General features: G+C 33.0%; 15 protein-coding genes. 11 read left to right on the forward strand and 4 right to left on the reverse strand.

Features of this window, described 5'->3' with window-relative positions:
* Nucleotides 1–122 precede the first annotated feature (122 nt).
* Nucleotides 123–827, reverse strand: coding sequence for a lipopolysaccharide core heptose(II) kinase RfaY (locus DKK79_RS02550; protein ID WP_110422710.1), 705 nt, complete (start codon nucleotides 825–827; stop codon nucleotides 123–125).
* Nucleotides 828–1248: 421 nt separating this feature from the next.
* Between DKK79_RS02550 and DKK79_RS02560 the strand changes: the two genes are divergently transcribed.
* From DKK79_RS02560 to DKK79_RS02605, 9 genes are all read left to right on the forward strand, one after another.
* The gene (locus tag DKK79_RS02560) at nucleotides 1249–1983 is read left to right on the forward strand and encodes a GntR family transcriptional regulator (RefSeq protein ID WP_110422711.1); all 735 of its coding nucleotides are present in this window, start codon (nucleotides 1249–1251) and stop codon (nucleotides 1981–1983) included.
* Nucleotides 1984–1992: 9 nt separating this feature from the next.
* Nucleotides 1993–2841: a class II aldolase gene (locus DKK79_RS02565; RefSeq protein ID WP_110422712.1), complete on the forward strand. Its 849-nt coding sequence runs from the start codon at nucleotides 1993–1995 to the stop codon at nucleotides 2839–2841.
* 22 nt (nucleotides 2842–2863) lie between these two features.
* Nucleotides 2864–3322, forward strand: coding sequence for a PTS sugar transporter subunit IIA (locus DKK79_RS02570; RefSeq protein ID WP_110422713.1), 459 nt, complete (start codon nucleotides 2864–2866; stop codon nucleotides 3320–3322).
* 11 nt (nucleotides 3323–3333) lie between these two features.
* The gene (locus DKK79_RS02575; protein ID WP_110422714.1) at nucleotides 3334–3621 is read left to right on the forward strand and encodes a PTS sugar transporter subunit IIB; all 288 of its coding nucleotides are present in this window, start codon (nucleotides 3334–3336) and stop codon (nucleotides 3619–3621) included.
* 2 nt (nucleotides 3622–3623) lie between these two features.
* Nucleotides 3624–4970, forward strand: coding sequence for a PTS galactitol transporter subunit IIC (locus DKK79_RS02580; protein ID WP_110422715.1), 1347 nt, complete (start codon nucleotides 3624–3626; stop codon nucleotides 4968–4970).
* A 200-nt stretch (nucleotides 4971–5170) separates the two neighbouring features.
* A complete protein-coding gene (locus DKK79_RS02585; protein WP_181415213.1) occupies nucleotides 5171–6679 on the forward strand; it encodes an FGGY-family carbohydrate kinase in 1509 nt (502 codons plus the stop codon).
* A gap of 1 nt (nucleotide 6680) precedes the next feature.
* A complete protein-coding gene (locus tag DKK79_RS02590; protein WP_110422717.1) occupies nucleotides 6681–7715 on the forward strand; it encodes a zinc-dependent dehydrogenase in 1035 nt (344 codons plus the stop codon).
* Between the two features lie 459 nt (nucleotides 7716–8174).
* A complete protein-coding gene (locus DKK79_RS02600) occupies nucleotides 8175–8813 on the forward strand; it encodes a histidine phosphatase family protein (protein WP_110422719.1) in 639 nt (212 codons plus the stop codon).
* 95 nt (nucleotides 8814–8908) lie between these two features.
* Nucleotides 8909–9217, forward strand: coding sequence for a GIY-YIG nuclease family protein (locus DKK79_RS02605; RefSeq protein WP_110422720.1), 309 nt, complete (start codon nucleotides 8909–8911; stop codon nucleotides 9215–9217).
* Nucleotides 9218–9228: 11 nt separating this feature from the next.
* On the opposite strand, the gene DKK79_RS02610 is transcribed toward DKK79_RS02605, so the two are convergent.
* From DKK79_RS02610 to DKK79_RS02620, 3 genes are all read right to left on the reverse strand, one after another.
* On the reverse strand, nucleotides 9229–10215 hold the full coding sequence (locus DKK79_RS02610; protein WP_110422721.1) for a serine/threonine protein kinase: 987 nt from the start codon (nucleotides 10213–10215) through the stop codon (nucleotides 9229–9231).
* Between the two features lie 9 nt (nucleotides 10216–10224).
* On the reverse strand, nucleotides 10225–10827 hold the full coding sequence (gene yihA / locus DKK79_RS02615) for a ribosome biogenesis GTP-binding protein YihA/YsxC (RefSeq protein ID WP_110423294.1): 603 nt from the start codon (nucleotides 10825–10827) through the stop codon (nucleotides 10225–10227).
* Nucleotides 10828–10903: 76 nt separating this feature from the next.
* Complete coding sequence (locus DKK79_RS02620; RefSeq protein ID WP_110422722.1) at nucleotides 10904–12115, reverse strand: aspartate aminotransferase family protein; 1212 nt, start codon at nucleotides 12113–12115, stop codon at nucleotides 10904–10906.
* 200 nt (nucleotides 12116–12315) lie between these two features.
* Here DKK79_RS02620 and DKK79_RS02625 point away from each other — a divergent pair, with 200 nt between their 5' ends.
* Together DKK79_RS02625 and mltC are read left to right on the forward strand one after the other, a co-directional pair.
* Nucleotides 12316–12585 (forward strand): oxidative damage protection protein, encoded by a 270-nt coding sequence (locus DKK79_RS02625; protein WP_110422723.1) that lies wholly within the window; start codon nucleotides 12316–12318, stop codon nucleotides 12583–12585.
* Nucleotides 12586–12594: 9 nt separating this feature from the next.
* Nucleotides 12595–13665 carry a membrane-bound lytic murein transglycosylase MltC gene (mltC, locus tag DKK79_RS02630; RefSeq protein ID WP_110422724.1) on the forward strand — a complete coding sequence of 357 codons (1071 nt, stop codon included), beginning with the start codon at nucleotides 12595–12597 and terminating at the stop codon, nucleotides 13663–13665.

Here is a 13665-nt window from a genome sequence, read left to right on the forward strand (position 1 = left end):
TAAAAGGGGTTTAAATATTTTTCAGATCTAGAAACTATCAAAAAATAGACTATTTATTACATTAGATTAATTATGATTTTGTGGAGAAATGAGAGAAGTTTGCCCTTCTCTCAATTTCATTTTTAATCTTCTTTGCCACGAATTTTCCGTGATAATCGTTTAAATCCGTGAGTGAATTTTTTAATGGCCATTGCCATAATCGGTACTTTTATCTTAATGCCAAAACGTTCGCGTAATTCGATGGCATCATTGGCCTTAGTTAGCCATATGAAACCAGAGTTGGTTAAGTCTATAGCTTTGATTTTGCCCTCTGGTGTTAAAATAAAGTTACCACCATGAACATCGTTAGAAACCAGATTATAGCTATGTAACTTCTCAATACAGTTTTTTATCTGTTCACCATAGGTTTTCATCTCTTCCCATTTTAAAGAGCGGCCTTCAATAAAATTGAAAATCATATAATGGCGTTTAGTCACTTTATCAAATGCAACCAGATAAAGTTCATAAGCAATATCACATTTGTCTAAAGCAATTTTGGCTAACTTGTGAATTAAATTGAAATAAAAATCACCAGTAAGTTTGGCAATCAAACGACGCTCTAAGCGGTGTTCAACTCCGCCATCAATTTTAAAAATGAATTTGCTTTGACCGTGATCGATTAAATAAGTATATCGCTCAATTCTATCACTTGGATCGAGTAATTCATGATGGCCTTCTTCTGCCAAAAATTGGTCAAAAAGGTCTAAATAATTGATTTCATCGTTTTCAACGTAGGCAAATCTCATGTTGCCACGTTCAATTTCAATAATTTTTGCAAAGTTATTCAAATTTTGTCGTCCTAAGATAGATCAAAAAAATTAAGTTATCTTAAACATTATCCCCATTAAAGTAAATCCATCAACCCTATTAAAATAAACAACAAAGCTTTATATAGTGCTAGTTTTTAACAATAGTTATTTTTAAATTAATCATAGATGGATTTATAACTTGCGATTTTAAGTTATAAATATTTCATTAATAAAATTAACCACTACTTTTTAATTGCAAGATCACGTTATTTCTTAAATAATTACATGTTTTTATTGGATAAGAATTATAGAAAAAACCTTAATTTATCCAAGTTCAACAGACAACCATAAGATATAAAATTGTGATACTTCTCACAATTTTAGTAATTCATAGATGTATATAGTTGTACATGGTTGTCTATGGATGTATATTTAACTTAACTAATATTTGAGGTAACAAATGCATATAAATAAATTTTCTAGCACACCACTGTATGTACAAGTGAAAGAGTGGATCAGAAATCAGATATATCGAAAAGATTTAAAGTCTGGAGATAGAATTCCTTCTGAAAATGAAATTATGAATATTCTCTCTGTTAGTCGTGGCACGGTTAGAAAAGCGGTTGAATTACTTATTAATGAATCAGTTTTGGAACAGATTCAAGGTAAAGGGACTTATGTTAAAGCTGAAAATATATCTTATCAATTAGGTTATGGTTTACAGTCATTTGCAGAATCACTAGAAATGCAACATGTTAAATTCACAACAGAAGTGACTACCAAACGTGTTGAGAAAGCCAATGAATACATTAGCGGCAAATTACAAATCCCAGTTAATTCTAATATTTTTTATATGGAACGAGTACGAAGTGTTAATGGCGAAAAAATTATGTTTATTGAAAATAGAATCAATTTGTCTTTATGTCCTGAAATAGAACATGTCGATTTTACAAAACATAGTTTATTTAGTGAATTAGAGCGAATTACTCAAAAGAAAATTGATCACTCGGAATGTCGTTATTCAGCTCGAGTGGTAGGCAAAGAACGGGCAGATATATTAAATATTAGTGATATATCTCCAGTTCTTCATTTAGAACAATTAGTTTTCTTTGATGATGGTCATCCAATCGAATTTGGAAATGTCTGGTTAAAGTCAAATGTTAACTACTTGGGGACAACACTAAGACGAAAGTAGGAGTAAGTTATGGCATTAGTCAATGGGTATACTTTAATAGGTGAAGCTAAAAAACAGAAAACTTTAGCGGGAGCATTTAATACGACAAATTTGGAAACAACATTAGCCATATTAGATGCAATTGAGGAAAGTAATATTCCAAGTATGGTTCAAATTGCACCAACAAACATTGTGTTATCTGGCTACAAATATATTGTTGATATGGTACGAAATCGAGCTAGTACGATGAAAACACCATTTTGTTTACATTTAGATCATGGAAAAACCTTTGAAGATGTTAAACAAGCAGTTGAAGCCGGCTTCACTTCAATTATGATTGATGGTTCTCACTTGCCTTTTGAAGAAAATATCCAATTGACGAAAAAAGTTGTCGACTTTTGTGGCGGATACAATATTCCTGTCGAAGCTGAATTAGGAGCAATAACCGGAAAAGAAGATGATGAAGTTAATGAAGCAGATCGCAAAACCGATCCTAATCAAGTTCAAGAATTTGTCAAAAGAACAGGATGTACAACTTTAGCTGTTTCTGTTGGTAATGTCCATGGGTTTGAACAACAGCCTAAAATTGATTTTGATCTGTTAGGTAAACTCTCTGAGATTTCGCCAGTATCGCTTGTTATTCATGGTGGTTCAGGAATAGATGATAAAACTTTACAAAAAATTAGCCAATACAACGTAGTTAAACTCAATATAGGTGGCGATCTACGCAGAGCTTATATTAGTTCAATTGGTAAACAGTATGTTGCTAATAATAATGAATATAATCTGATTAAAGTTTTGCTTAAAGCAAAAGGTGATGTTCAACAAGTTGTTTATAACAAAATCCTATCTATGAATTTATTAAACATCCATCGATAAAATAACAGTATAGGTGGTAATTATGGAATTAGAGCAATTGGATGACAATATTATATTTTTAAACCAAGAATTCGCAAGTCGTGAAGAGATGTTTAAATTTATAAGTCATGAATTATTAAAAAATAATTATGTGACCGAACAATATTTAGAAAAAGTTATTCAAAGGGAAAATAACCATCCAACAGGATTCAAATTGAAAACACTAAATGTTGCCATGCCGCATGTAGATTGTGAATTTGTTAGAAAAAATGGCATGTTTATCGTAACCAGTAAAAAAGGAATTATTTTCAAAAATGCCGAAACTGATGAAGACTTATTTATCAACATTGTTTTTGGACTATTACTCAAGGAATCAGACACGCATTTAACTTTTTTGATGAAATTGGCATCATCATTTGGCAATGATTCGATCTTGCAAAAAATAGTTGAAAGTAATAACAAAATTGAAATCAAAAATATCTTAAAAGATATTTTGAAATAAGGAGATGTATTATGAAAAAAAGAGTTATTTTTGCCTGTACTAGTGGTATTGCAACTTCAACTATTGCTACAGAAAAAGTTAAAAATTATTGCGCGCAACATGGTATTGAAGTTGAAAATATTCAATCTGATGTTGCAACCGTGCAATCTCAAGATGGAATGGCTGATTTAATCATTGTGACATCTAAAGTTTCTTATGATTTGGAGAAAACACCGATTATTAATGGTGTACCATTGATTACAACTATAGGGGAAGAGGACGTTTTAGAAGAAATCGTTAGGATCCTAAAAGGAGATTGATCATGGCTGATAAATTACTTGAAATTGTTCAATACATATTAGGTTTCGGGCCTACAGTGATGTTACCTGTTGTGATATTTCTTATGGCGATTTGCTTAGGTGTTAAACTCGGTAGGGCAATTCGTTCATCTTTAACGATAGGGATGGGATTTGTTGGTATTTTTGTTATTTTCGATTTATTAGGGACCAGTCTTGGTAGTGCAACAACTGATTTAGTTGAACATGCTGGTATTCATTTACCTGTTATTGATCTTGGTTGGCCACCATTAGCTGCAATTGCATGGGCATCGCCAATTGCTCCATTTGTTATTCCTATGACGATTATCATCAATATTGTGATGTTAACACTCAACTGGACTAAAACAGTTGATATTGATCTATGGAATTTCTGGCACTTTACTTTTGTTGGAGCTTTAGTGTATAGCAGTACTGGTAGTTTTATGTATGGATTAATTATCGCTGGAGTAACAGCTGTAATTACCTTCGTTCTGGCAGATTGGTGTGCGCCGATGATACAAAAATATTTTGAGCTTCCGGGTATTTCATTACCGACACTATCATCTGTGATTTTCTTTCCTATTGGTGTTTTAGGTAATCTTATTTTAAATAAAATTCCGGGATTACAGAAATTACATGCTGATCCTGAAACCATTCAAAAAAGATTTGGTATTTTTGGTGAGCCAATGATGATTGGTTTTGTTATCGGTGCCACAATTGGTATTGCTGCTGGTTATGATATTAAAGGTATTTTAAATCTAGCCATTAATTTAGGTGCAGTGATGTTAATTATGCCAAGAATGGTCAAATTATTGATGGAAGGTTTACTACCTTTATCTGATGCCGTTAAGCAATTTTTAAATAAAAAATTCCCTAATAGAAAAAATCTCTATATAGGTTTAGATATTGCAGTTGCTGTTGGACACCCATCTGTATTATCTACTGCGTTGTTACTTATCCCTGTAGGATTAATTTTATCAATTGTTTTACCTGGTAATCGATTATTACCTTTAGGTGATTTAACCAATATTTGGGTCCCTATTTCGATGGTAGTATTAGCTTGCCGAGGTAATATTGTTAGATCATTTATAATTGGTATACCTTGCTTAATTGTGAATCTTTATGTTGCTTCTTCAGTAGCGCCAATTATTACTAATATTGCAAGAAGTATTAATTTTCCGGTTAAAACTGATGGTGAGTTTTCAAGCCTCTTAGATGGTGGTAATCCCTACCGCTTTTGGGCAGTAAAAGTGTTTGAAGGAAACTATATCGCCTTAGCATTAATTCCAATTATCTTTATTACTTGCTTCCTTTTATATCGTCATACTAAAAAAACATGGGATATAACCTAGAAAAAAGAGCGCGCTCAATATAATTAACCCTATTTATGAAATGAAATAATCTGATAGCTGCTGTTATCTAGATAAGGATAAAACTATCAAAAAATTGGTTACCAAAAAAATAACTTTATGAATAAATGGAATTTTATTTGAGGGCGCTTTGGGTTTGTTTAAGTATGATAATTAAAATAAAAGTAAATAAGGAGGTTCATATGTACTCAATCGGTATTGATATTGGTACAACAAATTGTAAGTTATGCGTTTTTGAATTGCTATCATTAAAATTGATTGATAGCTACTCTTTTGCGACACCAAAAATTAATAGCAAATATGGTTATGACTTTGATATTACAGCATTATATAGTCAATTGGAACAGGGGCTTATTCAAACCATAAACTCTCTTTCATATGCAGAAAAAGTCAAAAATATCGTAATTGCAAGTGTTGGTGAGTCAGGTGTACTTATCAATCAAGAAGGTGAGGTTGTTGGTCCTTGTATCACTTGGTATGACACTCGAACACAGAAAAATTTAGCAGATATTAATCAGAAATTTTCTGATGAAGAACTTTATTCTATTACTGGTATTCCTATTCATAGTAATTATAGTTTGACTAAAATTTTATGGATTAGAGAAAACTGTAATATCAATTTGCAACAAGTTAAATGGTTATGCATTGCGGAATATATTGCATATAAATTAACAAATCAAAAGCGAGCAGAGTGTTCATTAGCTTCGCGAACGCTTGCTTATGATTTAAAAAATCATTGTTGGTCTGAAAAAATTCAATCGGCTTTTGCTATCAACCATCTATTTGCTGATTTTACTCAATCCGGCAAAAATATAGAAGTGTTAACCTCAACTATATCCGCTAAACTGAATTGTAATCAGCCTATTTTTGTTGCTATAGGTGGACATGATCACATGTGTGGTTCAATTGCTGCTGAATTAAAACCTGGTGAAATTCTAAACTCAACAGGTACAACTGAAGGACTCCTTTTATTACTTGAAAAAGTAAATTCCAATAAATCGTTTTTAACTAGTCAGTTATCGTTTGGCAAATATGTTAAAGATGATTTATACACCCTTTATGCATCACTGCCTTCTGCTGGATATAGCATAGAGTGGTTCAAGCGCACTTTTTCGGTAACTGATGAAAATTTTGATTTATTAATTGAATCACTTTTAAACAAACTTGACGACATAAATTATATTAAAAATAGTCTGAATATATTTATACCACACCTACGCGGAAGTGGTCCGCCGAAACGAAATATTGACTCGAAAGGATTGTGGTATGGTTTTGGTGAAAACACGACTTTAGCTGATATTTTATTAGGTATTTTTCAAGGATTATGCTTTGAATTAAAAAATACACTTATAACTATTGAGCAATTAACGGTAACTCATCACCCTATTATAAAAGTAATTGGTGCCGCAGCTAAAAATCCACTCTGGTTACAGCTCAAAGCAGATATTCTTGGTAGAGAAATACTATCTTGTAATATTAAAGAAGCGGTTTGTAAAGGTGGTGTAATGTTAGCTGGGTATGAAAATCATTATCTAGATAAAAATGCGCATATTCAATTTGACAACCCAATAGCCCGCTATATACCTAATCCTAAAATGACGGAATATTATCATCAAATATTTGCCGATTATTACCAACCATTTTTTGAGTTTAAGACCAGTTTAGAGTTTAAATTAAAAAAGGATAATTAAGATGAAAGCATCTGTATGTTATAAAAAAAATGATCTTAGAACCGAAGATCTTCCTACTCCCGAAATTTCTGATAATGAAGTATTAATTAAAATGCTTGCATGTGGTTTATGTGGAACGGATATACAAAAAATAAGGGGGGATTCGGTAACTAAACCTACTGTTCTTGGTCATGAGGTTGTAGGTCAAATCGTAAAAAAGGGCAAAAATATAAATAATTACCAGTTAGGTGATAGAGTAATCACAGCAATACATGTACCTTGCTTTACATGTCATTATTGTAACAAAGGCCATTATACAATTTGTGAGCAATTTAGAACAAATAATATCGATCCCGGTGGTTTTGCTGAATTTATTCGTATTCCTGAATTACATTTAAAGCATCTCACTCATAAAGTTTCAGATAATGTAACCGATGAAGAAGCGACATTGATTGAACCTATTGCTTGTTGTTTGCACGGTTTAAAACAAGCTGATATTAGGCCAGATGATAGTGTACTCATTATGGGGGCAGGCACGATAGGAATATTACATGCTCAATTGGCAAGAATAAAAGGAGCTAATAAAGTTATTGTTAGTGATATGTCGGAATATAAATTACAAAAAGCACTTAAAGTTGGCAGTGATTATGCAATCAATATAGCCGAAAAAGATATTATTAGTGAAGTAAATCAGATAACTAATGGACAAGGTGTAGATGTAATTGTTATAGCTGCTGGCGTTTCCTCTTTAGTTTCTGATGCCGTTAATATGGTAAGAAGAGCTGGTCGAATAATTGTATTTTCTGGTTTTGATAAAAATAAATTAGTCACCCTTGATGCAAGTCGTTTCTTCAAAGATGAAATCTCAATAATTGGTACATATTCAGTTACACCTTATGAATTTCCAGAGGCATTGGATCTTCTTGAAAAAAGAAAACTCAATACCGATGAGATGATAACGCATGTATTTCCATTAGATAAATTAAGCGAAGCAATAGATTTATCAACAGACCCTAAACAGTCAGTTTTAAAAGTGATTATTAAGTCTGAAATATAATAATACAAAGCGATTTTCAATTGTTACCTAAGTTCTATAGTTAGTAGAGTAAAATTTAAAGTGAGGTGTTAATTATGAAAAAAATATCAATTAGTTTAATTTTAATCGTGTTAATTGTTAATTTTTTCTCAATTAGTTATGACTTATATTTAAATTTTACTCAATTTCAATTTGATCTATTTTCTACGTTACTTTATATAAGTCTTTTATCTTTTATTAGTTTGCTTATCTTTTTTATTGTGACCAAAAATATTAAGACACCTATTTATTTGTCTTTTTATTTTATCTTATGTCTCATTACTACTATTGTTGAAATTGTTTATTTGTCTTCCTATAAAGTGGGAACCAAAATAAATATGGTTTATTTTCTGATCTATTTTTCACTATTTATGTATGTAACTAAATCGATAAATATAAAAAAGTATTTCACCGATCAGTAAAATTAGAGGTTATAGTCTTATGTTGAAAAATTTGAGTATCTATTTTGTACGCCATGGAGAAACAGAATTCAATCAATTACAACTTTTTCAAGGTTCATCCGATTCACCACTAACAGCAAAAGGAATAAAACAAGCCAAACAAACAGGAATTGCTTTGAAAAATATAGATTTTAATTTTGCTTATTCGAGTCCACAAAAAAGAGCGGTTAATACCGCTAACTATATTATTGCTAATCGTAATATTAATTTAGATTTTCATGATGGATTAAGAGAAATTAGTTTTGGTAATTGGGAACAAAAATTTGTACCCGATTATTATTCCAATGAAGATTTTATCAATTTCGAACAGAATGCCCAAAAATATTCTACATTAGATAATAAAGGTGAAAGTTTTAAAGAGCTACTTGATCGCTCAACTCGTGTAATAGCGGACATAGTTGAACAACATTATCATGGCAATATCCTTGTTGTTTCACATGGTTCATTATTAAGACAGCTTATATATGTTATTACAGGAGGCGCATGGCAAGATCATCTAGAAAAAACGACTATATTAGGTAATTCAAGTATTAGTATCGTAAATTATCAACAAACTGATTTTGATGCACCAGGCATTTTTAGTATCGAAGTATTAAATCAGATAGATCATTTAAATTAGTGTGAGATTTTTCTTGATTAATATAGTGAATTATCTCATTGTAGAAAAAATTAATACTATTATCCGGTTAGTTTATTGGATTAACATCAATTTTTATGGAAAACAACAATTCAATATGGTTCTTATATATCATCCGAACCGCCAAACAATCATTGTATACCGGTATTACTACTGATGTAGCTCGTCGTTTACATCAACATCAGATGGGGAAAGGGGCGAAACATTTAAAAGGACACAAGGATCTCTCTGTTGTTTACCAGCTGAGTGTAGGGCAGAGATCTACCGCCTTGAAGTTAGAGTATCGTATCAAGCAGTTATCTAAAATTCAGAAAGAAAAGCTAGTTTTATTATCGCCGAATTTAGATGAGTTATTCACTTTTTTGAATCTAAAAAAGATTGAATAATATGTTAAGTTTTACATTATTGATATTAACTTTAATACTGGCGCTTTAATTGCTTCAATTTGTTGGTTAAATTGTTTTAACTGTTGTTGCCAAAAGTCAATATCAGTCAACCAAGGGAAGGCACGAGGAAAAGCCGGATCTTGCCAACGTTGAATAATCCATGCCAGATGGTGCACGATTCGCATTGCTCGTAATGGTTCGATTAATTTCAATTGGTTATTATCAAATAAGAAAAATTCTTCGTAAAGTTCAATAAAACTCGTTAACTGAATTTGTTGTTGGTGGTGATCACCATTTAGGAGCATCCAGATATCTTGAATTGCAGGACCGTTTCTCGCGTCATCAAAGTCAACCATGATGGCTTTATCCCGCCATAAAATATTTCCGGGATGACAATCGGCATGTAGTCGAATTGGTTGCCAATCGTTATGCCAATGTTGTTCAACAGTTTTAATTAAATTGCGGAGGATGATGTTAAGATCTGTATGGATTTTATTCGGAATGATGGCGTTAGATAACAAAATTTCTTGAGGTTGGTAAAGAAATTCTTGCAAACCTATGGTTGGACGATGTTCAAAAGGTTGTTTTGCGCCAATTTGATGAATTCGACCGAGCATAGTTGCAACTGAATCAAATTGCTCTAAATTATCGGTTTCATATTGTCTTGCGCCAACACTTGGAAATAATGCAAATAGATAGCCTTGATATTCATGCACACTACTGTTGTTAATTACCAGTGGTGCAATAACTGAGATATCTGCCTGTGATAATTGTTGAGTAAATTGATGCTCTTCAATAATTTGTGATCTATTCCAGCGATGTGGCCGATAATATTTAACGACATAACGAGTGCGATTTTCGTCGGAAAATTGATATACGCGGTTTTCATAACTATTTAACGCGGTGAGGCCTGAATCAACGTTGATACCGATAGTTGCTAAACTATTAAAAATGAGTTCAGGTGTTAAAGTTTGAAAAGAAAATGCACTGTTATTCATTATGTTCCTTTATTGTTGGCTAAACCATTCATCTAATTTTTGTTTTAGAGCTTCTAAACCTACACGTTTTGGTGATGAGAATGGTGCAACCGTTATATCGCCTTGAAATGGTAAGATGGCTTCTTTAACCATATTCACTTGTTTTTTTTGGGCGCCGGAAGCCAGTTTATCTGCTTTTGTTAATAGCAGCATTACCGGGATATTGACCGACACTGCCCACTCAATCATTTGTTGATCCAAATCTTTTAGTGGGTGTCGAATATCCATCAATACGACCAAACCTTTTAGACTCTCTCTTTTTTGCAAATATTCACCAAGAGACTTTTGCCATTTGCGTTTGATCGCTTCAGGTACTTGGGCATAACCATACCCCGGTAAATCAACTAAGCGGCAGTTTTCTGCAACTTCAAATAAGTTTATTAGTTGAGTTCTCCCTGGCGTTTTACTGGTTCTTGCTAACGCTTTTTGGTTGGTTAACGTATTGAGTGCACTTGATTTTCCTGCATTTGATCGTCCAGCAAATGCAATTTCAACGCCGGTATCTACTGGTAAATGAGTAATGTCTGGAGCACTTAAAATGAAATGCGTTTTCGCATAATTTAATGGTCGAATGTCGGTCATAAACAATATCCTTTAAGTGCATTAACGGCACTTAATCACTTAAAATGCCGTTACTGTATAGAAAAACTTAGGAATTGACAACTTTTTCGACTGCGGTACTAAGTCGGTTCATTCCCTCTTTTATTTCGTCTTCAGATATGATTAGTGAAGGGGTAAAACGTAGTACATTTGGCCCAGCATTTAGTATCATTACTTTACACTCAGAAGCCACATTTAAAAACTCGCGAGCCTTACTATGGAATTTTGGTTGTAATTCAGCACCTAAAAGTAATCCTTTACCTCGATATTCTCGAAATACTTTGAATTTATCATTAATACTTTCAAGTTGTTCAATAAAGATTGCCCGACGTTTTTCTACGCCTTGAATTACCTCAGGTGTGTTGATAATATCAAAAGCCTCACAACCAACAGCACAAGCTAATGGGTTACCGCCATAAGTTGTACCGTGGACACCTGGATGCATGACTGATGCGATGTCATTGGTTGTTAGCATTGCGCTAATAGGAAAGCCGCCGCCAAGCGCTTTGGCGGAAGTTAAAATATCAGGCACAACATCATATTGTTGATAAGTGTACAAACTACCTGTTCGTCCCATACCACACTGTACTTCGTCAAAGACTAATAAGGCGTTATATTGATCGCAAAGTGCTCTTACACCTTCTAAAAATTCTGGTGTTGCTGATGTTAATCCACCTTCTCCTTGTACAGGCTCTAACACCACGGCACAAGTATGATCATCCATTACCGCTTTAACGGCATTTAAATCATTAAAAGGAACATGAATAATATCAGCCGGTTTTGGACCAAAACCATCGGAATATTTAGCTTGCCCGCCAACGGAAACGGTAAAAAAGGTACGGCCGTGAAAAGATTGATAAAATGCGATAATTTTAGTTTTATAGGGACTATATTTTTCAGCCGCATAGTATCTTGCTAATTTAAAAGCAGCTTCATTTGCTTCAGCTCCTGAATTGGCAAAGAAAACACGATCAGCGAAGGTATTATCAATAATTTTTTGGGCAAGGCGTAAAGCTGGTTCATTGGTAAAAACATTACTGACATGCCATAATTGTTCACTTTGTTGGTGTAAAGCATTAATTAATCTAGGGTGGCAATGACCAAGGGCATTAACCGCTATTCCCCCAGCAAAATCGATATATTCGTTACCATCTTGATCCCATACTCGACTACCTTTTCCTTTCACCGGTATAAATTTAGCTGGTGAGTAAACCGGGAGAATGACTTTATCAAACAGTTCTCTTGTTATTTCTGGCTGCATTATTCAATCCTTATATTAACCAACAATCTTTATATATTTTATGTTATTTGCGTAGATAGTAAAGTAAATATTTATTCATGATTATTGAATATAAATTCACTTAAGAAGATAAATATTTTATATATTTTACTCTTTTTTGTAACTATTTTCGGGTATAATTGGCAGCTAATTAATAATTGTTAATAAAAGTAGGAATAAATATGAGTCGTATTATTTATTGCCATTTTCTAAAAGAAGAGTCCCAAGGTCTAGATTTTCAACTTTATCCAGGAGAGCTAGGTAAGCGTATTTATAATGAAATTTCTAAGTTAGCTTGGCAAGAGTGGCTTAAAAAACAAACAATGTTAATTAATGAAAATAAGCTTAATATGATGAATTTAGAACATCGTAAAAAAATTGAAAATGAGATGGTTAAGTTTTTGTTTGAAGGTGAAGATGTGGTGATCGATGGGTATAAACCTGAAAATTGAGAGCTAACAATGAAAAGCAATTTTAAAATCCTTGCATTACTCATTTCAGTAAGTTTATTAACAGCCTGTCCCGGCTCAAATAACAGAAAAAATGACAAAGATTATTATGTAAAAGACACCAACGCGTTTAATATTTTAATCAGTCAGTATGCTAATAATATAGAGGAAATCTGGGGACCTAAAGAGGTCCTTATTGCTGGACCAAAAGATTATGTTCAGTATGAAGATAATTTACAAACTCGAGTGCATATCAACTTTGTTTCAGGGATAATCACCATAGAAACACTATCTGATACGCCTATTGATAATTTGAAAGAAGCGATTGTTTCAACATTGCTCATGCCTGAACCGGTTGATATCATTAGGCGAGATAAAATAAGTCAGAATTTATCCGAAGAGCCCTTTTTATATAATCAGGTTCTAGACCAAGAAAGACAACCAATCCGTTGGAGTGGTAGGGCGAATAGTTTTGCTGATTATTTACTGGCCAATAATTTGAACGTTCGTTCATCTGGATCTCATAATATTACTTATGTTGAAATTAAACTTGTTGCAAATCATGTTAACCAGCGAGCAAGAAAATTCTTACCTTTAGTTACTGAAGCGGCAAATCGTTACTTAATTGATGAACGATTAATCTTAGCGATTATAGAAGTTGAATCGGCATTCAACCCCTATGCTGTAAGTCGTACCGATTCATTAGGATTGATGCAAGTACAACAACATACCTCCGGGCGTGATGTCTTCAAATTTCGAGGAAAATCGGGAGAACCAAGTCGACAATTTTTACTCGATCCACGTAATAATGTTGATATAGGAACCGCTTATTTATCTCTTCTAAAAACGAAGTATTTAGCGGGCATCAAAAATCCAATTTCATTACGCTATGCGATGATCACTTCCTATAATGGTGGTGCAGGTAGTGTATTGCGTACGTTTTCAGATGATCGAAATGAAGCCATTAAAATTATTAATTCAATGACACCGCAACAAGTTTACCGAAAATTAGTGACTTCACATGTTTCTCAAGAGTCACGCAACTATTTAGTGAAAGTTAGTCATCTTTTAGGCGATCACTAA

This window comes from Gilliamella apicola, assembly GCF_003202915.1.
Classification (GTDB): Bacteria; Pseudomonadota; Gammaproteobacteria; order Enterobacterales; family Orbaceae; genus Gilliamella; species Gilliamella apicola_Q.

Excerpts from the sequence above, each read along its gene's own strand:
- DKK79_RS02560 (WP_110422711.1), top strand. The coding sequence starts at position 1,249 with ATGCATATAAATAAATTTTCTAGCACACCACTGTATGTACAAGTGAAA.
- DKK79_RS02565 (WP_110422712.1), top strand. The coding sequence starts at position 1,993 with ATGGCATTAGTCAATGGGTATACTTTAATAGGTGAAGCTAAAAAACAG.
- DKK79_RS02570 (WP_110422713.1), top strand. The coding sequence starts at position 2,864 with ATGGAATTAGAGCAATTGGATGACAATATTATATTTTTAAACCAAGAA.
- DKK79_RS02575 (WP_110422714.1), top strand. The coding sequence starts at position 3,334 with ATGAAAAAAAGAGTTATTTTTGCCTGTACTAGTGGTATTGCAACTTCA.
- DKK79_RS02580 (WP_110422715.1), top strand. The coding sequence starts at position 3,624 with ATGGCTGATAAATTACTTGAAATTGTTCAATACATATTAGGTTTCGGG.
- DKK79_RS02585 (WP_181415213.1), top strand. The coding sequence starts at position 5,171 with ATGTACTCAATCGGTATTGATATTGGTACAACAAATTGTAAGTTATGC.
- DKK79_RS02590 (WP_110422717.1), top strand. The coding sequence starts at position 6,681 with ATGAAAGCATCTGTATGTTATAAAAAAAATGATCTTAGAACCGAAGAT.
- DKK79_RS02600 (WP_110422719.1), top strand. The coding sequence starts at position 8,175 with ATGTTGAAAAATTTGAGTATCTATTTTGTACGCCATGGAGAAACAGAA.
- DKK79_RS02605 (WP_110422720.1), top strand. The coding sequence starts at position 8,909 with ATGGAAAACAACAATTCAATATGGTTCTTATATATCATCCGAACCGCC.
- DKK79_RS02610 (WP_110422721.1), bottom strand. The coding sequence starts at position 10,215 with ATGAATAACAGTGCATTTTCTTTTCAAACTTTAACACCTGAACTCATT.
- DKK79_RS02620 (WP_110422722.1), bottom strand. The coding sequence starts at position 12,115 with ATGCAGCCAGAAATAACAAGAGAACTGTTTGATAAAGTCATTCTCCCG.
- DKK79_RS02625 (WP_110422723.1), top strand. The coding sequence starts at position 12,316 with ATGAGTCGTATTATTTATTGCCATTTTCTAAAAGAAGAGTCCCAAGGT.
- mltC (WP_110422724.1), top strand. The coding sequence starts at position 12,595 with ATGAAAAGCAATTTTAAAATCCTTGCATTACTCATTTCAGTAAGTTTA.